The 21,938-nt window shown below is 47.3% G+C and carries 15 protein-coding genes; 10 read left to right on the top strand and 5 right to left on the bottom strand.

What is annotated here, in order from left to right; genetic code table 11:
- The first annotated feature begins 121 nt into the window (after positions 1–121).
- Together AXFE_RS01400 and AXFE_RS01405 are read left to right on the top strand one after the other, a co-directional pair.
- On the top strand, positions 122–496 hold the full coding sequence (locus tag AXFE_RS01400; protein WP_160291683.1) for an HDOD domain-containing protein: 375 nt from the start codon (positions 122–124) through the stop codon (positions 494–496).
- On the top strand, positions 497–865 hold the full coding sequence (locus AXFE_RS01405) for a hypothetical protein (RefSeq protein ID WP_052604116.1): 369 nt from the start codon (positions 497–499) through the stop codon (positions 863–865).
- A 112-nt stretch (positions 866–977) separates the two neighbouring features.
- Here AXFE_RS01405 and AXFE_RS01410 read toward each other — a convergent pair whose 3' ends face one another.
- On the bottom strand, positions 978–1,913 hold the full coding sequence (locus AXFE_RS01410) for a COX15/CtaA family protein (protein WP_052604117.1): 936 nt from the start codon (positions 1,911–1,913) through the stop codon (positions 978–980).
- 430 nt (positions 1,914–2,343) lie between these two features.
- On the opposite strand from AXFE_RS01410, the gene AXFE_RS01415 reads away from it, so the two are divergent.
- Positions 2,344–3,813, top strand: a complete 1,470-nt coding sequence (locus AXFE_RS01415; protein ID WP_052604118.1) for a cation:proton antiporter domain-containing protein — start codon at positions 2,344–2,346, stop codon at positions 3,811–3,813.
- A 54-nt stretch (positions 3,814–3,867) separates the two neighbouring features.
- Here AXFE_RS01415 and AXFE_RS01420 read toward each other — a convergent pair whose 3' ends face one another.
- Positions 3,868–5,127 carry an MFS transporter gene (locus AXFE_RS01420; RefSeq protein ID WP_052604119.1) on the bottom strand — a complete coding sequence of 420 codons (1,260 nt, stop codon included), beginning with the start codon at positions 5,125–5,127 and terminating at the stop codon, positions 3,868–3,870.
- 529 nt (positions 5,128–5,656) lie between these two features.
- Here AXFE_RS01420 and AXFE_RS01425 point away from each other — a divergent pair.
- Positions 5,657–7,234, top strand: a complete 1,578-nt coding sequence (locus AXFE_RS01425; RefSeq protein WP_052604120.1) for a phospholipid carrier-dependent glycosyltransferase — start codon at positions 5,657–5,659, stop codon at positions 7,232–7,234.
- Positions 7,235–7,531: 297 nt separating this feature from the next.
- Here AXFE_RS01425 and AXFE_RS01430 read toward each other — a convergent pair whose 3' ends face one another.
- Positions 7,532–8,416 carry an aldo/keto reductase gene (locus tag AXFE_RS01430; protein WP_052604121.1) on the bottom strand — a complete coding sequence of 295 codons (885 nt, stop codon included), beginning with the start codon at positions 8,414–8,416 and terminating at the stop codon, positions 7,532–7,534.
- A 736-nt stretch (positions 8,417–9,152) separates the two neighbouring features.
- On the opposite strand from AXFE_RS01430, the gene AXFE_RS01435 reads away from it, so the two are divergent.
- Together AXFE_RS01435 and AXFE_RS01440 are read left to right on the top strand one after the other, a co-directional pair.
- Positions 9,153–10,610, top strand: coding sequence for an NAD(P)/FAD-dependent oxidoreductase (locus tag AXFE_RS01435; protein ID WP_052604122.1), 1,458 nt, complete (start codon positions 9,153–9,155; stop codon positions 10,608–10,610).
- A 1,465-nt stretch (positions 10,611–12,075) separates the two neighbouring features.
- Positions 12,076–15,384 (top strand): putative Ig domain-containing protein, encoded by a 3,309-nt coding sequence (locus AXFE_RS01440; RefSeq protein ID WP_082058379.1) that lies wholly within the window; start codon positions 12,076–12,078, stop codon positions 15,382–15,384.
- A 564-nt stretch (positions 15,385–15,948) separates the two neighbouring features.
- On the opposite strand, the gene AXFE_RS01445 is transcribed toward AXFE_RS01440, so the two are convergent.
- Entirely contained in the window at positions 15,949–16,851 is a 903-nt protein-coding gene (locus AXFE_RS01445) for an SMP-30/gluconolactonase/LRE family protein (protein WP_052604124.1), read from the bottom strand.
- A gap of 312 nt (positions 16,852–17,163) precedes the next feature.
- Here AXFE_RS01445 and AXFE_RS01450 point away from each other — a divergent pair, with 312 nt between their 5' ends.
- Complete coding sequence (locus AXFE_RS01450; RefSeq protein ID WP_052604125.1) at positions 17,164–17,904, top strand: Type 1 glutamine amidotransferase-like domain-containing protein; 741 nt, start codon at positions 17,164–17,166, stop codon at positions 17,902–17,904.
- A gap of 301 nt (positions 17,905–18,205) precedes the next feature.
- On the opposite strand, the gene AXFE_RS01455 is transcribed toward AXFE_RS01450, so the two are convergent.
- Complete coding sequence (locus AXFE_RS01455) at positions 18,206–18,823, bottom strand: TetR/AcrR family transcriptional regulator (RefSeq protein WP_052604126.1); 618 nt, start codon at positions 18,821–18,823, stop codon at positions 18,206–18,208.
- 92 nt (positions 18,824–18,915) lie between these two features.
- On the opposite strand from AXFE_RS01455, the gene AXFE_RS01460 reads away from it, so the two are divergent.
- From AXFE_RS01460 to AXFE_RS01465, 3 genes are all read left to right on the top strand, one after another.
- The gene (locus AXFE_RS01460) at positions 18,916–20,391 is read left to right on the top strand and encodes an MFS transporter (protein WP_082058380.1); all 1,476 of its coding nucleotides are present in this window, start codon (positions 18,916–18,918) and stop codon (positions 20,389–20,391) included.
- Between the two features lie 688 nt (positions 20,392–21,079).
- Positions 21,080–21,211 carry a hypothetical protein gene (locus AXFE_RS20980; protein ID WP_268749135.1) on the top strand — a complete coding sequence of 44 codons (132 nt, stop codon included), beginning with the start codon at positions 21,080–21,082 and terminating at the stop codon, positions 21,209–21,211.
- A gap of 425 nt (positions 21,212–21,636) precedes the next feature.
- Positions 21,637–21,918 (top strand): type II toxin-antitoxin system TacA family antitoxin, encoded by a 282-nt coding sequence (locus AXFE_RS01465; protein ID WP_200891152.1) that lies wholly within the window; start codon positions 21,637–21,639, stop codon positions 21,916–21,918.
- The last annotated feature ends 20 nt before the right edge of the window (positions 21,919–21,938 follow it).

Genomic DNA, 21,938 nt, shown 5'->3' on the forward strand with positions numbered 1-21,938 from the left:
GGTCGGACCATTGAGCCAACTGCCATCGCTTATTGAAGGTCGGACCATTGAGCCAACTGCCATCGCTTATTGAAGGTCGGACCATTGAGCCAACTGCCATCGCTTATTGAAGGTCGGACCATTGAGCCAACTGCCATCGCTTATTGAAGGTCGGACCATTGAGCCAACTGCCATCGCTAACGCGAGGTTGCTCGCAAGGCTGGACTCTCCTGATGCTTCGTTGAATGAGATTGAGGCTGTGGTGCGCAACGATCCGTCGTTGGCTCATCGACTTCTAAAGGTTGCAGCAGATGGTAGTTCGAACGGCTTAGCTCGAAGAGTGAGATCTTTGCGAGAGGCCATTACTTTGGTTGGCTGGCGCAAACTAAAAGATTGGGTGATGCTATTATCGCTTTCGGATCCAATCGACTCATTTGAAGCGCAGTTTAATTCAGCACTTTTGCGTGCGAAGCTTTGCGAAAGTCTAACGCTACTTCTATTACTACAAAGTGCATAGGTGGCATATACGATAGGTATGCTTTCTGCATTGGACCTTCTTTTGGGTATTTCAGTAGAGGTGATTCTTGCTGATCAGCCCGTTGACTTAGTGCTCAAGAGTGCAATTTTGAGTTATGAAGGGTTATTGGGTAAGATCCTGGAGGAGGCTATCTTGATTCAGGAAGGCGTTGTCTCCTCCATGATCTTTGAGATGATTGCACAAGAGGGAGTTGGAATGCCCCTAGAGGTGTTGCAGGAGGCGTATCTGGACGTTATAGCTTTAGCGGATCAGCTGGTATCGTCGCTTTGGGAGGCTAACTCCTCGAAAGTGCGCCTTAGTGAAAACTCACTTTGTTGTCCTTCGAGGCCTATCTGCCTGGCGATCTAAAGAGGAAGATGGTCAGATATTAAAGTCGAACGATCGGCTTTAGTCTTATTCCGTTTCGCCATGTTTGAAGGATCAGCCCAATTGGATCTTTTGTGCGCCTTGGGTTTATCTCTTATTTGGGAGTGAGCTCATCGGCTACTTTTGTAGAACTGATAGTTTTAGCACCGAGGCCATGTGTCCATACTTGTACGGTCAGCGTCACCCAAAGGGCAGCGGCGACTCCGAGGTGGATGTCGGCCCAGACAGGGTTTGATTTACTCAATGCCACGCCGGCGCCGACGGCGGCTACGACACCTAAGAGGATGACTAGGAATTTGGAACGCATCTTCCACCTTTTGTCGGCGCTAGACCAAGCAGCAACGACGAAGGCCACGATGACAATTGCTGAGGCTCCCATCATCATACGGTGAAAGAGCGCTATGGCAGTTAGGCGAGCTGGACCATTCGCAAAGCATACTGGCCAGGTTGGACACGCAGCTCCCGCGCCGGAGCCAACTACCAAACTCCCAGAGAATAAAAGTGCGAGTGTAGTTTCCAACGACCACATTCCCCAACGTCGGGCCACTCTGGACAGGTGTTCGAATCGATCTTTGGTGAAACCTAGGACGCAAACAACGGTGGTAGATGCTAGAAAGGTCAGTCCTGTAAGTAGATGAAGGGCGACCGTCCAGGGTGCATTTCTCGCTAGAACTGTTAGTCCGCCTAGTCCGATTTGAAAGACGACTAAGCCTGCGGCTATCTGGGCTGCTTTGCGCACAGGTCCCCTTTCGCGGTTGGCAAGGACCAGTGCCAGGGTTGAAAAGACGAAGATGGAGACGATCCCCGCTAGGTATCGGTGGCTTTCCTCTAAGATCGGATGGTATTTAAAGATTGGGCCGATTTGACCATAACAAAGTGGCCAAGATGGACATCCCATACCCGAGTTGGTGACTCGAACCGTACTTCCGAGGCCTACAAGCGCGTAGGTGAGAGCTGTAGTGGTAAAGGCCACCCAAGGCATCAACTTTGGGGCTAAAGTACGAGTGCGAATGTTGTCAGCCAATTTCATTTCCCTTGTTTAGTCGATTCACCCATAGGTTCTTGGTGATCTTTAGCGCCCATTGTCAAAAGAGGCTAAGCCAACTTAATCTTTCATCCCGCTGAAGCTAATTTTTTGGCGATGCCCTATTTGGCTTCTTTGAATAGCCTTCTAATTGGAGTTTTCGCATGGAAAATCTAATTTCGAAAGTTTTCAGTCGAATTGAGTCAGGAGGTGATTTTAGCGCGCTGATTTTGCCCTCAATAGGTACTTATGGCCCTAGTTGCGGTGAGCGATTCGTTATTTTGGTATTGCATTTGAGAGATGGGTTACCCAAAGATCTCTATGCGGAAATATCATGTTATGCCTGTTGAAATCCGATGTTAGAGTATTGAATGGCGTGTCGGGAAGTCTGGTCGACAGGTCTCCAAGGTTGGGGACTCGTTCTCGAGGAGAAATTATGTCAGACACCGTTCCTTTTGCTATTACGATTTTGATCGTCTCGATCGTGGGCCTACTTGCAGTTGTCTCCAGCCGGTTGTCTTCCTTGATCAAAATACCATCCCCAGCGTTTTTCTTTGTCGGCGCTAGTCTTGTCGCCACCTTTGCGCCCCACTTCGTCTATCTTTCTCCACGTTTGATCTCAAAGGTAGTTACAGTGGCTCTTGTTATCATTCTTTTTGAAGGCGGAATGCACATCGGGTGGAGCAAGGTCAAGGCGGCACTGATTCCCATCTTGGGTGTTGGAATTATTGGTACCTTTTTGACGACGATAGCCAGCGCCGTCTTTATTCATTATAGTTTTGGTCTCTCCTGGTATGCCGCGAGTCTGATTGCAACTGCGATTGCCCCCACAGACCCAGCTATGGTCTTTTCAGTGTTGGGTCAAAGAGAGATCTCCGGAATTAGTGGGGATCTCATCGAGGGTGAATCAGGTGCCAATGATCCAGTTGGAATTTCATTGATGGTTGCTTTGATAGGCGCTGGGGGAGTTGGTGCTTCTTCTCTTTTGAGCGTGGGAGGTAACTTTATACTGCAAATGGCAGTCGGTGCGCTTTTGGGAATAGTCGGTGGTCGCCTTCTCTTGGTCTTTATGAGGTCAATTCCGCTTCCAAAGGAGGGCCTCTATCCGCTTCGAAGCCTAACTTTCATATTTATCATTTATGCAGCTGCAACCATTGCTCATGGATCTGGCTTCTTGGCGGTCTTTCTGGGAGGAATTATCATTGGTGATGAGCGCGCTCCCTATAAGGGTGAAATTGTGCGCTTCCACTCTGCGCTGGCGAGTTTGGGCGAGATTGTTGCGTTTTTCTTTTTGGGAATGATGGTCGATCTTCATCAATTGATGGCTTCGGATATCTGGTTGCCTGGCCTGATAATCGCTCTGGTACTGATCTTTTTAGTCCGTCCACTCTTTGTCGGGCCGATTTTAGCGACTAGTTCGCTGTCTTTTAAGCAATCCATCTTTGTCTTATTTGCCGGATTGAAGGGCGCTGTTCCTGTCTTGTTGGGGAGTTACCTTCTAAGCTCACACATTCCTGGAGCATCACGCCTCTTTGGAATAATCGTGATAGTGGTTCTCGTCTCAGTTGTCGTGCAGGGTTCTTTTGTACCGATGGTGGCGCGACTTCTCTATGTACCGATGCGTATCGTTGAGCCAGAGCCCTGGTCCATCGGCGTCAGTTTGGCGAATGAGCCCGATGGAGTCCATAGGTTGGTTGTGGCCAAAGACTCACTAGGAGATGGGTCATCCATCTCAGAGGTGATGAATTTTCCTGGTGGTGCTTGGATTTCGATGGTTGTTCGTGATGGCGGGTTGATCCCAGTCAATGGAGCTACGATTTTGTTGGCGGGAGATAGTCTTTTGATACTTGGTGACAGTTATCTCTATGACGCTTTGGTCGAAACCTTTGAACGACATAAAGAATGAGATCAATGACAATACCCCTACGGTCTTTATGTGCCTTGTGGCTTCTTTTGGTATTTAGTCGCTGTCGGTGACTGGGTTTGCAATCTCTTCGGGAGGGGGTCGATCTATAAAGAAGCGGACATAAAAGATGGAACTCACAAACTGTAATATCGATCCAACCACAAAGGGCATCTCGTATGAGATTGAGTCAAAGAGGTATCCAGCCAAGAGAGGCGAAGCGCTTTGGGCTATTTGAGAGGGTATATTCGACAGCGCGGCAACTTGGGCTCGTTCGTTAGGGTCGGCCTGGCTCTGAACGTAGCTCGAACGTAGCGGCAAGGCGGCGCGCTGAACCGTGGCGCGAACTATGTAGAAGATAGAAGCGAGCAAAAAGGTGGGGGCATATGCAAACGGGATCAAAAGAAGTGCCTGACCAAAACGTAGAATGGTAGTTACCTTGACACTTCCGTAGCGATCAGCCAGCGTGGTTGCTACGCCAATTGGACCGAGGCTTATGGCGTTGGTGATCAGATATAAAATTGCCACTGTATTTGGGGTACTGTGGAACTTTACGAAAAAGAAATAGGTCAAAAACGGTCCGAACATCCCCACGGCCAGGCCATTTAGAGAATTCGTTATTGCCAACCTAAAGAGCAATCCCATAGAGTTGCGGGGAAGTAACGATCTCCTTGGCGCCTTGGAATCCTTATCTTTAGTCGGTTTTTTCTCTTCTTGGATTAAAAGGGCCACCAATCCGCCTAGTAGGGCAGCTATTGCAGCTATCGAAAAGGGGATTGTTATTGCACCATTTAGGTGCGATGGATGCAGTGAACCAAAGAGGGTGGCAGAGACCGCTGAACCAATCAAGGCGCCAACTACTGTCATCTGCGTAACTTTTACGAAAGCATCATTTCTTTTGGTCGATGCAATTTCGGCTAAAAGGGCCGATTCGGCCGGTTGATACGGACCGACTTGGCCCGCGCCTGCTCCTCCGCCACGACCAAAGCTACCCAAGACGGTACAGAGGATCAATATCCAAGCGATCGAGGTTGAGATAAAGACGATGAGGGTTACACTCACCACAATTGGGTAGACGACCATGAAGATCTTACGGCCAACACGGTCGGAGATGCTTCCAATAATGGCGGAGGTCACCATGGTAAAGATTGAAGCTAACCCAAAGACAACTCCTAGCTTGGTAGCTGAGAATCCGCTGGCTGCAAAGTAGATCGGAACGCCAATCGCCGCTATAACCCGCGATGTGCTCATTAGAGCTCTTGCAATGTAGATGATTCGTAGCTGCCAAAGCCGATCGGCAAATTTTTCTGTTGTCATCGATCTCACTTGAGCCCAAAACCCTTGATAATTTTGGGCTCAAGTGCTAAGGGAGATCGTTGTGAGTAGATGGATCGGCGATGGGCTAGTACTTTGGCCTTTATTGGCTTCAGATCGGAGATCGTCGAAAGCGTTAGCCTTTGGTGGAACGTCCATCGAAGGCTCGTTGGCGCTTGGGCATCGAAGTAACGAGCTCTTGTATAGTCGCTCCAGCCGTCTTTCTTTGCGAGGCCGCAAATATGGTTGAAAAATAGATATTTGTTGATTTTTTTGGGTGGTGATAGTTCGATAATGATAGGTACTCGGTCTTTTTCTAATACATTTCAATTTTTGTTAATTACGAAACTTAGTTGGCCCTTCGATTATCTGGGCCACGTGGAGAGGTTACTTAGATTTTTTCTTACTTTTGACCCTATTTCTATTGATTGATGATCGCAATGAGGCTGGTGCCTCTACCAAGGTCTAAAGAGATAATGAGCAAGATGCAATGTTGGTTATCTTTAATAATCAGGTAATAGCCTTGGCGTAAATGATTCAACGGTTCAATAAAATACCTAAGACAAACGATGCTAGGCGTGATCTTTCTGAGCCCAAGGCGAAGCCGCTTTGGTTGATTGGTTGCATCACTTTGGTTCTTGGCAGTCTTCTTCTTTTGCAGCTTATGTTACATGGCCACATTGGAGCTGTCGATGAATACGACGACGGTGTTTATTTTGCTTCAGCGATGAATCTTGGCCATGGCGTGCTTCCCTATAAGGACTTTGCTTTTTTGCAGCCCCCGGTCATTTTATATCTACTTCTACCTGCTACCTGGTTTGGTAACCACTTCGGAACTATGTTTGGACTGGAGGTAGCACGTTCTTTTATCGATCTCATTCCACTTTGTAACGTAGTCTTAGTCGGGTTGGTTTTGAGGACTCGAAAAACTACTTCCCTGTTGCTGGGGATGGGGGTAATGGCATTTTACGAAGGGACGATTACCTCAGCCCAGACCGTTTTAATAGAGCCGGCTCTCTGTCTTTTTTGCTTGATAGCAATAGTGATAATCTTCTGGGAACAGAAGCTTACTAGTTCGATGTGGCGCCTGAGCTTAGGTGGAATCTCCTTTGGCATAGCTGGAGCAACCAAGCTATGGGCGGTGTTTCCTTTTCTGATTGTCGCTGTGATACTTCTTAGACGCTCTGTTGGTGTGAGTCTGCGCTTTGTCTTGGCCACCGGGTTAGGTTTTTTAATTCCGATCGCGCCTTTTCTTGTAACTTCGCCATTTTCGTTCTTTAACCAGATTCTATTTACTCAAGCTCGTCGAGGTTTTAGCGGGTTGACTATCTTTGGGCGGATCTCTAGCCTATCGTCTGAACTCTATATCTATCATTGGGACAAAGTTGTTGGGGTGCTGGTCGCAATTGTGGTTCTTTTGACTTTCATTTCTCTTAGTTTGAAGGTTATCAAGAACGTTGGATCGTCGAATTGGGAGTCGATAGAGGTATTTGGAATCGGCTCGACCCTAATTGTTGGGGCTATATTGGCGGTGGCTCCGGCCTACTATTACCATTATGCCGGTTTTGTGGCACCATTTTGCGCATTTGGCATCGTTGGGCTCTTTGAGTATTTCACAAACTCCCCCTTGGGCTTGGATGATCTACAACAACGGCGGCGTTATAGGGCTAAATCACAAAAAGTCTTTGTTGGGGCGTTGCTGGCGATATTGGTCATAGGTGACTTCGTGGGGATCTTCGAGAACCCCGCCGCTCCGATTGTTCCGCCGGTTGCCAAGGCTGCGGTTCAATCTTTAGGGTGCGTTGTTAGTGATGTTCCTACCGTAATGATTTTGATGAACAGGCTTACTACATTCACTAAGGGCTGCCCTAATGTCGTGGATTGGAATGGCCAAGAGCGTGTAGTTGATTTTGGTGCATCCGGGGTGGCTTCGGACGCTTCTAACCCCGCATTTCAAAAGATGGTTTTGAGTTGGTTTCGTTCTGCTACGACGGTGGTTCTAGGTGGAGCTTATCCTGGTGTTGGACCAGTTGCGATGCGTTACCTAAGAGCAAACTATAGATCTACCTACAATAAGAGCCTCGGTATTACGATCTATTCAAAGTTGTAGGGCTCTTTTTTTGGTGTCACTCTTGTTTTAAGCAAATTAAATCGTTGTTTTTGAGTCATGGGCAAAACGCAAATGTAAGGCGATGACTCAAAAACAGATGACAGAGGTTTCGCATGGAAAACCCATCGGATGATGACTATTGCATTTTATGTTCACTTGTCTAGCAATGTTTAGGCGGCTAATTTCGAAGGGTTCTGTTTTGGCACCCCGGCCAATTGGCAATTGTGGTGGTTTTTGGCTCATTTCTGGCCTGAGAGCATCTACGGAAAGTTGAAAATCTTTCCGTAGATGCATGTGTCAGATTAGCTCCAAGGTGCTCCCGTCAAAGAGTGGAGCCATTTCAAGGCTTCGGGCGTCAGCCTCGATAGCAACTAGATCCAAATCTTTGGGTAGGTGGTTTGCAGCTTCAATGACCTTTGGTAGTAGCGAATAGTCACTAGATGTATTTAGAAAGAGGTTCGGCCTTGACAGGACAAATGCGACGGCTCTTTTGATTGCTCCATCATCTTTTATCGGCTCATACCAGCTAAAGCGTCGATCGGTGGTATTGTCGTCACTCCATCGGCGCCGAGCAATTGACTTGATCGTCTGTATTGCCACGTTCTTGTTCGTTGCGATCTCTATCAACTCTTCAACATCACTCTTATATTGAGGATTGGTTAGCATCATGTAGTTGTAGGGAAAGAGAATGGAGTCATAGTCGTAGGCGCTTAGTGATCGAATATGCATGGAAGGGATTCGGGTTCCGTGACCGGTGACTCCAATATACTTCACCAGTCCTTGTTGACGGGCATCCATCAACGCTTCAAGGGCGCCACCCTTGGAGTGCGCTATCTTCCACTCGTCTTCTTCTACCAAGTTGTGGAGTTGTATTAAGTCGATTTGATCGACGCCTAATCGAACTAAGGAGCGTTCAATGGATGCGCGCGCTCCATCACCGGTTCGATCGCCAGTCTTTGTGGCTAGAAAGAATTTGTTCCTGTGGTCTTTCATCCAGGGCGCAATTCGCTCTTCGGAGTTTCCATAAGATGACGCCGTATCGATGTGATTGATACCAGCTGCGAGGATTACCTCCAGTGTCGCATCGGCGGTTGCCTGGGAGGATTCTCCCAATCCTGCCGCTCCGAAAATTACTCGGCTGGTCATATGTCCTGTTTTACCAAATTGAAGTTGAGGGATCATTTACCTATTTTATGCAATCGTTCTCGGAAAGATGCATCTAAGGAGGTGTTTTGACGGCTGATTTTTCCATTGCGATCCTTGTCTGAACCTCTTTGGATTTCGATTTGATCATCTTGATCGAATGGTTAGCTAAAACGCTCCGAGAACCACCGCGTTATTGCCTTTAGGATAGTGGCTATTTTTGTGAGCGCTAACGTGAATGGCCCAATTGAGAGTTCGATGCCTTGGCCAATTGGCGCGGCCCAAGAGATGGCTACCATTTCATCGCTCTGTGAATTACAAGGTTGGTAAAGCTAAAAATTGTAGTTGACGATTAGTTCGGAATTGCCCTTTGGATGCGGTGTTGGTTAGGGTTTAGGTTTTAGCTAGTTTCACGTGATCGATAGGTAGCATGATTAGGCCCTAGCGATCAGTTGATGCTCACTTGATTCAGATCTGATTATACCTCATGGTGACGCTTGGGATTTTTTTGAATTCCTCTGCTGGGCTGGTACCTTGTGTCGTGGCTTTCTTTGACTAGCACAATCTCGCCAAAACCCTATAGGCCATGTGTTGGGCATTGAACTGTTTATCAATCGTAAAGTGGGGCCACAATACCCTATTGGGTATATGATTATGGTGATAAGGTTAGGTTTTAGAGTCCATTTCTGTCGCTTTGGCGAGATTTGGATTGGTTGTAGGAATCATTATTTGATGGCCTCCCAAAAGGGTCACCATCTCTGAATGGAGTTAACTCATGGCTAGAGTCGTGATTTTAGGAGCGGGCATCTCGGGTCATACGGCTGCTCTTTATCTACGTCGCTTTCTTGATACTAGTCACGAGGTGGTGGTGGTCTCTCCGAATTCAAATTGGAATTGGATCCCCTCCAACATCTGGGTTGGCGTCGGAAAGATGACGACGAACCAGGTTACCTTTCCCCTTGCGCCCATCTATCGTCGTAAGGGCATCGACTTTCGCCAAGCCCTTGCGGTTGGCCTCTATCCAGAAGGCGACCAAACTTCGACTAAGCCTTTTGTGGAGATCATACACACCTCCAAGAAAGAGAAGGACAGGCTGGAGAGATTGCACTATGACTATCTCATAAATGCCACCGGTCCTAAGTTGAACTTCGCGGCTACTCCGGGTCTTGGTCCTGATGCCAATACTCTTTCGGTTTGTACCCCAGACCATGCCACTAAGACCGCTGGTGAATTTGAAAAGATCATAGAAGCGCTCGCTAAAGGTGATCCAAAGACACTGGTGATTGGTGTCGGCCACGGAACCTGCACATGCGAAGGTGCCGCATTTGAATACGCATTCAATGTGGAACATGAACTACGCAACAGGGGTGTTAGAGAACTCGCTACGGTTATCTATTTGACAAATGAATTTGAGCTAGGTGACTTTGGTGTTGGGGGGATGGAATTTGTCCAAAATGGATTTGTGACCACCTCAAAGATGTGGACTGAGTCACTTTTTCGTGAGCGAGGTGTGAAGGCGATCCTCGGAGCACACGTTGAGCGAGTCGACGAAGGGGTGCTCACCTATGAGCAGCTAGATGGTTCAAAACTAACACTATCTTTTGATTTTGCAATGCTGCTTCCACCCTTTAGAGGTGTGGACCTAAGGGCATATGACCAAGGTGGAGATGACATTACCTCTGAGATATTTGCACCCAATGGCTTTATGAAGGTGGATGCTGACTACACCTCTAGAACATTCGATGATTGGAATGCTTCGGATTGGCCTAGCACCTATCAGTCCCAAAAGTACGAGAACGTCTTTGGCGTTGGTATTGCTTTTGCACCGCCACATCCCATCTCTCGACCAAGGACTAGTCCCAACGGAACAGTGATCTCACCTGCTCCTCCGAGAACTGGCATGCCATCTGGCGTAATGGGAAAGACCGTGGCCAGGTCGATCGCCGATCGAATTAATCTTGGAGAAGATGCCCCATTGCATGAGGCATCAATGGCCAAGATGGGTGCTGCCTGCATCGCCTCTGCTGGGGCTGGAATTAAAAATGGAACTGCTGCAGCGATGACAATGTACCCAGTTGTACCAGATTACCAGCGTTTTCCCGGCTCCGGTCGAGACTCTAAAGGGACATCTGGCGAGATCGGCTTAGGCGGACACTGGGTGAAATTGATGCTTCACTATCTCTTTATCTACAAGGCAAAAGCCCTTCCAGGATGGTATCGAATCCCCGAGTAGGCCAATTTAGGTTTAAGCTCTATGAATTGAAAGGTCCAATGAAGAATTATGGATAATGGAAACCAAGATATTTCTCGTGCACCACTGCCTACGGCCAGAACGATTGCACTGAGGACCAATCTTTTCTACCAAGGCTGGCGATTTGTGGTCTTTAATCTCAAAATGTTAGGAATGGTCCTCAAGGGTCATGATTGATTTGATTGGGCGCGCTGAGGTGGTCTCGAGCGAATGAATCCGATAGCTAGCTTATCTGCTACAGATAATTTGGTATTAGAAATTCAAATCTTATCAAGGTCAATCAAATCGATCTTCCGCAGGGTTGACGACCATGAACTGTCTAACAGGGTCGTCAACCATCATCCGACTTTTTTGGGTGAGCCATGGAAGTGTCTTCGTAGCCATTTCCTAGCAAGGTGATTGGCACAGTATGGGTTGTTGTATCTTTTGACGCGGGGACAACCCAAGTGCTCTCGATAGGGGATGCTTAATTCAGAGAGAATGGGTCCCCTCCTAGTGGTTTGACAAATAGGCAAATAAAGGTCTTAAAAGGTGCTCGGGCGGATTTTTGAGATAAAACACTTTTGAGTTCGAATTGTCGTTTTTGGTGTGTGGATTTCGTTCGCTTGAGTATGCGATCATTTTGCTGACTAGAACTTTTTGCTACCTTGCCTTTGGTTTTTGAAAGATCCAATGGGATGGGTTCAATGTTGGAACTTATTTTTGGTTTGGATCCAACCTGTGGTTAGATTGCTTTGATCAATTTTTGTTCATTTTAAGAGTGACAAGTTGCGGAGGTCTCCTTGACTTTAGGTCGAGCCGAGTTTCAACCCTAGAAAGTAAAACTGTGGGCAAATCTGTAATTAGTGAAGATCTTGCCGATGCTTTTAGAATGTTGGCCCTTAGGCGTCAGATGTATGTCCCTTTGATGAAGCTTTGGGATCAGCAACTGCGAACGATTTGAAATGATTATTTGGATAAATGGATTAAGCAGCGTGGATTCAACTTATTTTGCCCTTATGATCTGGACTCTTCCAGGCACTCTTAATGGGTTGAGTCCAAATTCAATGCGCAAGAATCTATGGTTAGCCCCAATGACACATTGATTAAAAGTTGTCGCCATCTCTCTAATTTCATAGTTAGTCGCCAGATCAGATTATGTTCCTGACAATGGTTCCATAAGGAGCTATGTTGATGGTCACATATTTGCGAGGGGCTCATTTGAAAAGAGCTCGTTGTTCAGGGCTCTAATGACGCCATGGATATTCCGTAGAAGTATCTCAAATATCTGATCTTTGAATGGCCTAACAAGCAAGTTTTTGGCCTTAGATAAGAAATTCATTTCTAGTGAAGTGCTATGGTTTTGGAATAGGATTTAGGGCAAGAAGTCACAAATTGTAGAGTTTGTACTCAAGGTCACCAAGGCGTGTTCCTTTTTGTCTCTGGTTGACATCATAAGGTAGCGATTATGTTTAGGTTGACTCCCAACCGTTGGTGCAATCGACGGATAGCTCTACGTTGGCTGTTGTGTCTTTGCGTCATAGTGCTCTCAATAGGGCAATTTGGGAGTCAGCCAGTCGAAGGCCAAGGTTCCAACCTGTACGTATCTGGATCTGGAAGCGACATTTCTAACAACTGCCAAAATATCTCCTCACCTTGTAAAACACTTCAATATGCCCTCAGTCAGGCGGCAAGCGGTGACACGATTGACGTCTATGGAATCGTCTTTGCAAATGCGATTAAGGGCCAAGGTGCAACCATTCCTACGTCCATTGCCTCGCTTCAAATTGTGGGTACCAACGGTAATTCGACAGTGGAAGATCTTCAACCCACAAGCCTTACTACGATAAATCCGAGTGGTGGATCGGTTATCACAATACCTCAAGCTGGACAGCAAATTTCGATCACCGATTTGACCCTATCGGATGGAGATAATCAATATGGTGGAGGTATCTACGCTCAAAGCGGGACTACAACGATGCTCAATGGCGTCAAAGTGTATACCAACTTCTCCACTAATGGCGGTGGTATTTACAATGCGGGCACTATGTCGATAATTGATTCTTCCATTGTGAACAATTTTGCGGGCAATATAGGAGTATTTTGTCTCGTCTCCTCACCAAACCAGTGCGTTCAATTAGCCTACGGCGGCGGTATATATAATGGTGGTCGGCTGACCATTAGCCGCTCATTGATTAGTCAAAATGTGATCGATGAAAGTTTGAGTAGTTATTCCTCTTCCCCCGCTAACTACTACGGCGGCGGTATATTTAATGGTGGTCGGCTTGATATGTTCGAGTCGTCAGTGACTCACAACTCTATCTCGGGAAGTGCTGGAAATGGGCAAACGATCTCTGGAACTATAACCGACGGTGGCGGAATCTTCAACATCAGTCAGAATTCGGCCGTTATTGCTTCGACGATTGCCGGAAACCACGTTTCTGTCAATGGTGGTGGTGCCGGAATCGGTTTCGGTCCTGGAGTACTTGCCCCTTCGTTGCTTAAGATGAGCGGCTCGTACGTGGTAGATAATACGGATCGTAATACTACGGATTTGATAAACAACTGTAGCCTCGGGCAAGCTACAGGGACTATTTTTTCATTGGGTTATAATGTCTCTGATTCATCTGAATGCAATTTCACTGCTTCTGGCGATGTTAGTAACGTTAAAGTGACGCCAGTTGACGCACATTCCAGATACTTTGTGCCTACTAGTGGATCGATAGGGTTAGAGATGGTTCCCTACGATACCGTTATCTCCTATAGTGCCTCGGAGCCGAACTTTACCCTTTGTCCAACGACCGACGAGCTTGGCAACTCTCGGCCTTCTAGTGCAAGTGGATATTGCGACGTTGGAGCCATTGAGATAAATTACGGTCAAAGCGTAGTTTCGCCGTCGATAACCTCCGCTGCCACCACTACTTTTATCGATGGGGAGCAGGGATCTTTCACCTTCACATCTACTGGAACACCAAAAATCACCTATAACACCACCACGACATTGCCATCGGGGATTACCCTGTCTCCTGAGGGGGTATTGTCAGGCGTTTCCTCTGGAGGTGGACCCTATTCCTTCAGGGTAACTGCTAAAAACTATGGTGGGCACTCAAGCCAAAATTTCACAATTAATTTTCAAAAGGCGACTTCTTCGATCACCCTGAAAGCATCGCCATCACCATCTGAAGCAGGTGTGTCTACCAAGGTATCGGTGGCGGTTGAAGATGCAAATGGTACTAATAAATATCCGCCTACGGGCAGCGTTGAAATATCTACTCCTGGAGTGAATCAACCTTTGTGCGATATTCAACTTAGTGACCTGTCCATCCTGAATATCCCGAGCGCCATCTCCGTAGGGAGTTGTAATATCGAATCGCCCGTATTGAGATCAATGGATCTCATTGCAAGTTATCCCGGAGATGGTAACTATTTGCAAGCGAAAGCGACTACCTCCCTTACTATTAATGGAGCTATAACCATTTCTTCCAAGCCTGCAAATTCGTCGATTTTAGTTGGCTCTAACTATAGCTACACCCCAACGATTAGTGGCGGTGTGGGTGCTGATATTTTCAGTGAAAGCGGCCACTTGCCACCGGGACTGAACTTTGATAGTTCAGTTGGATCGCTGAGTGGGAGGGCGACTGCCGCGGGTACCTACAGCTATTGGGTGAGCGTAAAGGATTCATTGGGCGCTAGCGCCACTCAAAACGAATCTATAACCGTCGATAGGTCGAATAGCTCCCTTTTGCTTTCCATATCTCCAACCGTGGCGCTGGCTGGCTCCTCGGTCGTGTTGTCTGCAACTATCAATGGCTTCAATCCAACTGGTTATGTGAATTTTTTCGATGAAAACGGCCCGCTATGTTCATCGCTTATCTCTGGGAACGCAGCTTCATGCAGGATAACCCTTGACAGCGGTAATTACAGTCTTTATGCTAGCTATAGCGGCGATGGCAACAATTATGGCCAAGTGTCAGGCTCCGCATCCTTGAATCTCCTACCAACTTTGGCTCTATCTGCATCGAATCCACATGATGCAACCGTCGGAAATTATTACAATACTTCTTTAAATGCCCAGGGTGGAACTCCCCCTTATGAATGGACCTTGGTCTCTGGAAATCTTCCAAATGGACTGTCCTTGTCAACCTCAGGTGTTTTGTATGGAACACCAACAGCACAAGGGTCATTTACCTTTAGGGTGTTGGACTCTGACTCAGGTCTTTTGTTACATCAACAATCGATCGCTACTTATACCTTGATTGTCGTAGCCCATCCCGCGACTTCTTCTGGAAGCACTTCACCAAGTGGGACTAGTAATCCTCAACCATCGACCCAGGGTTCTCCAACGACACCAAGTGGGACTAGTAATCCTCAACCATCGACCCAGGGTTCTCCAACGACACCAAGTGGGACTAGTAATCCTCAACCATCGACCCAGGGTTCTCCAACGACACCAAGTGACTTCAATCTGACCCTGACGAATCCGGGGAGCCAAGCAAGCAATATTCAGGGATCTCAACTGATTGAGTCGCCGTCGTCTTCTAGTGGTTTCACCTCTCCAACCAAGCCCACATTAATGGAGCCAATTCCGCCATCCAACACCATAAACGTTACTAACTCCAATGCCCCAAGTGGCTCTTCTTCGCGTAGCCATAGTGGAACTACTAGACCAGATCGCTTTTTTATTACTTTCACTGAACTTTTATTTTTAGTATTTGCTTTAATGGTGTTGATTGGGTGGATCATTTATCGATCACAACCCAAGAGTCGACCTAGCTGACCTCGATTCGAGAGGCTCGATATGAACTCGGGTTGCCTGGAGTTCAACTGCTACTAGAAGAGCTAGACGATAGGTCTCACGCTTATTGCGAGGTACGTTCTAATCTAAATTTGGATATTCATGCATCATCTACTTCGTATCTGAAACCTTTATAATCGACTTAGAAGGTCCAATTCGCAGCTCGATAGTTATTTAAGCACCGACTTTAACTGAGAGGTTTTGGATGAATCACTTAGGTGTTTGAACAATTCCAAGAAGTTGGGTCTCCATCTCCTTTGCTCCTGGATATATGGACTTTTATCTCTATCTCTCAGCTACCATGGCATTGGTCGTCTGGTTTGCAGTAAGGCATAATATTGGATTAATTTGTAAATCAACAGGGCTGCATCTAGGGTGATCATCTATCTAGATGCAGCCCTGCTGATTTTAATTTCAAGGAGTCTTTCGCTAGCTATCGTGGACGTCTCGTAAATTGATTAGGTCGCAATCACTCCAAAGTGGCATGGTTCACAATTTGAAAATCCAGGGTGCTATTTTTATTAGAGGTGGCGGTCTATGTGCTACCTAAGGACGACCGGCGTGGGGCACCTCGACTCTGGTCGTCATAATTACTGCTTCAGTCTTGTTCTTGCGCAGGTGTTCAAAGGAGTCCGGAGCACTGCACAAAAGGAGCGTCTTTCCGTCCTCGCCGCCAAGCATGCATGCGAAGAAGCCCATCCCAGAGGGTGCAGGGATCTCGTCTGTAATCTGGCCGCCTGGGGCGATCCTAATTACTCGATTGGCAAGTGCGTCAGCCGCCCAGATCTGTCCTTGTGCATCCAATGAGCATCCATCAGGTGCTATGGTCACTTGTCCTATTGTCTCTCCAAAGGTTCCGAGCGTTGGTAGGGGAGCAAGTTCGGCCCAGGTGCGGCGATTTGAGAGCGTACCATCGTCTTCGATGTCGAAGGCGCTATAGCGACAACCCATGGTTTCGCCTACGATTAGGGTCTTTCCGTCTGGGGTGATAACAGAGCCATTCGGGAAGTACATCTCAGATGCTACAACTTGGCTTGTGCCATCCATGTCGACCATCACTATTGAGGTGGATTTGGGATCAGCACCATTCATAAAGTCAAATCCAAAGTTACCGACATAAGCGTGTCCTTTAGCATCTATCGCCATGTCATTGGAGGGACCGCCGCTGTATTGTGAAAGGTCAGCATGCACGCTGGAAGTTCCTTTTGCTGTTGATCGAAGGAGGAGGTGGTCCTTCATCGAGACGACGAGCATCGAACCATCAGGCAGCCATCCAATTCCTGATGGTTGACCAGGTACTTCAAGCATTACTTCAGGAGCATTGTTTGAATCGAGACGGATCACCCTATGGCTGTAGAAGTCCGATAGCCACCACGAGCCGTCGTGCCACCGTGGTGATTCAAAGAAGGTGCCATTTTCTAGAATTGTCTCCAATTGATATTGTGTCATCGCTAATTTCCTCGAGATCTATATGGCCTATAACTGAGTCAAATCTAGCGCAGGCTGTATAGGTGGAGATGGCTATTTTTGAATCGATTCACCAATTTTCCCCGAATAGGTCGCTGTCTCGTATTTTCCATCGTTGATTGCTCATTCTTCTTCCTTGACTGATAATCATGCTGATTTCTATTTGGGTCTAATTGGTTATCAAGGATCAATTGGAGATGATTGAGACTTGATCAAGTTGCAATTTTTTAAGGATTAAAGGTTGGAGATGAGAAGGCAATTCATAAGCGCCGATGACGATGTATATTTGCTCCTATGACAAATAACGTTCCTACTGTGATTGCGACCTCCGGTGGATTTTTTCAGGGTAGACGAAACCCAATAGCCTATGGTCCACTTATCTATCACGCCATTGAGCGATCAGGCGTTAGGGGAAGAAGACCATCAATCTGCCACATCTCAACGGCATCTGGTGATCAAAGATATTTCCAAGCATCTTTGGATCAAGCTGGTAGAGATAGCGGATTTACTACATCACACCTGAATCTCTTTCCAATGCCGAATGTGGATGATATTGAGTCTTTTCTTGGCGAGCATGATGTTATTTGGGTCGGTGGCGGGAGCGTTGCCAACCTCCTTGCTATCTGGAAGCTCCATGGACTTGATGAGATTATGCATAGGCTTTGGCTAGGAGGAACCGTTTTAGGAGGGGTCTCGGCTGGGTCGATATGTTGGCATATAGGCGGCACGACTGATTCATTTGGTCCCGATTTGAGGGTTGTTGATAACGGCCTTGGTTTTATCCCTTACTCGAATGGAGTCCACTACAATTCTGAGGCCCAGCGGCGACCGCTTTTTCAGGAGGCTATTCGAAGTGGGGCTTTGCCCGAAGGGTATGCCAGTGATGACGGTGTGGGTTTGGTCTACGTTGGTACCTTATTTGAAGAGGCCATAACTGAAGTTGTAGATCGCTACGCTTATCACGTTTGGCGCGATGGCGAGGAGGTGAAAGAAGATCAAATAGTACCCAGGGTAATAAATGGTGCAAGAGGCTAGTCTTGGATAACTTGAGAAGTTTTGTCGTTTAGTCTATTTTTTCACCTTAGAGAGTCTCAAATCTCTTAGTTTGATCGATTTGAAATCAACTAATTCCCTTTTATAGCAATCTCATTCTCTAGTGCAACTTTTTTCTTTATCAACTTGCTTTCGGTTTTAATGCCCAGATAATGGATGCTCGAGGGAGTTTTTATACCCTAACGACAAGGTTGGCAATATGGCTAGCAATATGGTTGACGAAGTCGGGTTGTTATAGAATTGATTAATTTTCGATACCGGGTTGGATCCGCCCCGTAGGCCTTTAATTGGGTTCTTTCGCCTTTAGCGATTGGATTCCATGAATCAGCGGTGTTACCAAATTTATGACGATCTCCTCTGGAAGATCTTCGTTGATAGGAAGGCCATTGGCAAGCGCCGCATGGATTATAAGGGACGGTATTAGATCGCCCACTCGGTTTAGCTCTTGCTTGTCGAGGGCGAGTTGACTTTGGTGTTGTTCCATAATATTTCGAAAGATCATCCGCCTCGGTTCCGCGATTCTCTTGTCAACCAGCTCCCTTAGTTCATCTTTTCTACGTGATTCCAAGATGAGCGCTAGAGCGATCTTTCCACTAGGAGCATTGAATCCTTCAACTACGCTCCTCGCGGCTGATATTAGGTCGTTGGTGAGATCACTGGATTGATCAGGAACTTTAATTCGAGGAAGAAGAGGTTCAACTGCAGCGATTACAAGTTCGGTCTTATTGGGCCAACGCCGGTAGATAGAGGCTTTTGAAGTGCAGGACAGTTCAGCAACACGCTCAATTGAGAAGGCTAAGAGCCCCTTTGAACAGAGTTCTTCTCTGGCTGCCCCAAAGATAGCTTCCTCTAGTTCACAGCCCCGGCGCCGGGTCTTGGTAACGGAGTTTTGGGTATTCATATTTTTATCTCGTTTGGGAATAAGAAACGCTTGCGTTCCTTATAGTATATCAGTTAGAAGTTTTTTGTGATTTGTGATTTGGAGTAAACATAATGCCGGAGAAGATTAGAGGGCCACATAAAGCGCCAGGACCGTTGGCCATTGCACTTATCGCTAGTGCTCAGTTGATGATTGTTCTCGACATAACCATCGTAAATGTTGCACTGCCCTCTATCGGCAAAGCGTTTTCCTTTTCGCCCACCTCTCTTACCTGGGTAGTAGACGCCTATACGCTTGTCTTTGGCGGACTGCTTCTATTGGGTGGTAGATCTGGCGATATCTTTGGAAGACGCAAGATGTTCATGATCGGGGTCTTACTCTTTGCTGGCGCTAGTTTTGCTGGTGGCTTTGCAACTAGTGGTGCGCTTTTGATTGCGGCTCGAGCTCTTCAAGGAATTGGCGGGGCTATTGCCTCTCCGACTGCGCTTGCTCTAATTGCTTCGAACTTTGAGGATCTCAAGGAACGAACAGAGGCGCTAGCGATCTTTGCCGCTGTCTCTGCGGCAGGGGCCTCAATTGGATTGATAGCTGGAGCATTGCTAACGCAATATCTCAGCTGGAGGTGGGTCTTCTTTGTCAATACCCCTATAGCTATAACCTTGGCTATTTTAGCGCCTCGGGTTTTGCGCGAGTCTGAAAAGCAACACGTTCCAGCCGACTTTATAGGAGCAATCGCATCTATCCTGGGTGTTTCAGGAATCGTCTATGGTTTTATCCATTCGGCAGCCTCAGGTTGGACCTCGCCAATTAGTATTGGGGCTTTTGGTATCGGAGTCGTTGGACTCATCTCTTTTTACCTTCGCGAGCGATCAGCCAAGCAGCCGCTCTTGAATCTTTCGATCTTTTCAAACCGTAACCGAAGCGGTGCTTACGCTGTCATGTTTCTAGTGGCTGCAGCGCTATTTTCACTCTGGTTCTTTCTTACCCAATTCCTCCAGGATGTACTTGGCTACTCGCCTCTAAAGGCAGGTTTTGCCTTCCTTCCTATGACCGCTACAGTTATGTTGATTGCCAAGAATGGAGCTAGAGCGATGCGTAAGATCGGGCCGCTCCCGCTTTTGGTCTATGGTCCCATGGCAGTTGGATTGGCATTGTTCCTGTTCTCCCGCCTTGGTCCCGGAGCATCTTATACAACACATGTTCTTCCTATCTTGTTGTTGAATGCCACAGGCCTTGGTGCTACATTTTCAGCGGTATTTCCTACATCTATGACAGGAGTTACTCCTAAAGAGGCTGGACTTAGTTCGGTTATGGTGAGTGTCGCTCAGCAAGTTGGAGGAAGCCTCGGAATTTCAGTCTTAGCGACTGTGTCAGCGGCTAGTGCTACGAACAAAGCTGCTCAGCTTGTTGCCTCCCATTTTACTGGCCATAATGCCAAGATCCTGATCGAGGTTTCAGGTTGGATATCAGGCTTTAAGGCTGGGGCAGTAATGGCTGTTTTGGCCGGTATTATTGCATTGTTTTCCGTTCGGCGACCTAAGCAGGAGGCAATCGCACCTGGAGTAATGACTAGCGTTGTTATGGAATAGAGTTCTTCTCTGATATCTGGGCGGATTCAACTTGACACCTACCAATTGCCCATACGATGTTGCAATGTTAGGCGTCAAGTTGGCAATCAATAAGGGGAACTTCACCTTGGAGTTCAAAAGCGGCCCATAGGGTAATTGATTGTGGTAACCGCGTAATAGAGGTTGCTGTAGAGCTCATCCTTGGAGAAAATTTATAAGAAGATGGGCCCGCGAGAAACGTCTCCGCATCCAAGCTAGTAAATCCACAAGCGAAAAACCTCTGAGTGCTCTGGAACCAGCTGAGCTAACCAGGTTGATGCGCCAAGTGGTTGAGCTAGAGAAAGATCTAGCCTTCCTTGTTGAAGAACGACAGACTTACCACGCATGAGAATCCGCCAAGCAAGAGAGATTTGCGCTAACGCAAGCATAAGTGCTCGAGCTTCGAGGTCACAGGAATGGCTCGTCTCGTAGTGGCATCTCGTGCTCCCTAGGCGTCAAGTGAGTTGGCATCTACAAAAAGACAATAATCAAGCGCCCGGTTGTGTTTGATAACAAACAAAGTGGTGTGTGCTTGTCTATAGGGGAATTTACACGAGGTACTCATGACTAATCAAACGGTGGCTCTTTACCATGGTTTATAGTCTGTAAAGTTGCTCTCAGATGTAGGTGACAGCGAAAAGGATCTCTATGGGCGATCACGGTTCGAGCAGTGGACCATATTGAGATCGAAGCGGCAGGGCATGCATGTCTCTATTTGATGGCTGTTGCCGGAAGTTGGCCGCAACTCCCCGACGATCTAGATACTGACCGAGCGGCCTTCGAAGCGGGCAACCCTACCTAGTGGTCTGCAACCATTGATGTACTTGCATTCGGCCTCGTAATTGATGATCCCGACCCGAATTTCATGTACCTCGATCATGGGAGCACGAGCCAGCACGAAGTTATCCGAGGCCTTAGTCATAGCGGCCGAAGCTGTCCCATTTTCGTAGTTCATTGGAGGGTTATGGAAAGAGCTGCGAGACAGACTCGGACTGGACGGGACGTTCTAGGACGCAACTGTTGGGTGAAAAGTGGGTATAAGTATTCGTCAATGACGTGGGGTTGATGGGATTCGTGGTTGATGGCATCAGTGATTTAATCCATCCACCATATTTTCTTCCCAGTGTGGTGAGTTCAGGAGCTTCGTAAAATGCCACTTTTCAAGCTGTAATCGCCTTTGCGCTTAGCGAATGGTAGCACAAAGGACGCACAGAGAGGAGATTTAGAGTGTCCACAACATCTCGACGTCCTAGCATGAGGATGGACCTTCGGACTACTCCAGATGAGAGGCAACTAATCGACCGTGCGGTTCAAGAATGCTCGAGCGATCTTGTAAATTTTGTTATTTCACAGGCATGTGAGGCTGCCCAACGCGTACTAGCTGATCGGGACAGTTTCGTCCTTGACGGAGAAGTACTTGAAGAGTGGAACAGAATCAATGCTAGACCCACAAGGGATCTTCTAGGTCTTTGCCAGGTCCCACGGCGCCCATCTTCCTTCGTCGAGTGAGCCCGAGGTATGCACCACCA

The organism is Acidithrix ferrooxidans (assembly GCF_000949295.1).
In the GTDB taxonomy this organism is placed as follows: Bacteria; Actinomycetota; Acidimicrobiia; order Acidimicrobiales; family Acidimicrobiaceae; genus Acidithrix; species Acidithrix ferrooxidans.

Coding starts and splice junctions, on each gene's coding strand:
- AXFE_RS01415 (WP_052604118.1), top strand. CDS start 2,344: ATGTCAGACACCGTTCCTTTTGCTATTACGATTTTGATCGTCTCGATC.
- AXFE_RS01425 (WP_052604120.1), top strand. CDS start 5,657: ATGATTCAACGGTTCAATAAAATACCTAAGACAAACGATGCTAGGCGT.
- AXFE_RS01410 (WP_052604117.1), bottom strand. CDS start 1,913: ATGAAATTGGCTGACAACATTCGCACTCGTACTTTAGCCCCAAAGTTG.
- AXFE_RS01435 (WP_052604122.1), top strand. CDS start 9,153: ATGGCTAGAGTCGTGATTTTAGGAGCGGGCATCTCGGGTCATACGGCT.
- AXFE_RS01420 (WP_052604119.1), bottom strand. CDS start 5,127: ATGACAACAGAAAAATTTGCCGATCGGCTTTGGCAGCTACGAATCATC.
- AXFE_RS01445 (WP_052604124.1), bottom strand. CDS start 16,851: ATGACACAATATCAATTGGAGACAATTCTAGAAAATGGCACCTTCTTT.
- AXFE_RS01460 (WP_082058380.1), top strand. CDS start 18,916: ATGCCGGAGAAGATTAGAGGGCCACATAAAGCGCCAGGACCGTTGGCC.
- AXFE_RS01455 (WP_052604126.1), bottom strand. CDS start 18,823: ATGAATACCCAAAACTCCGTTACCAAGACCCGGCGCCGGGGCTGTGAA.
- AXFE_RS01450 (WP_052604125.1), top strand. CDS start 17,164: ATGACAAATAACGTTCCTACTGTGATTGCGACCTCCGGTGGATTTTTT.
- AXFE_RS01430 (WP_052604121.1), bottom strand. CDS start 8,416: ATGATCCCTCAACTTCAATTTGGTAAAACAGGACATATGACCAGCCGA.
- AXFE_RS01440 (WP_082058379.1), top strand. CDS start 12,076: ATGTTTAGGTTGACTCCCAACCGTTGGTGCAATCGACGGATAGCTCTA.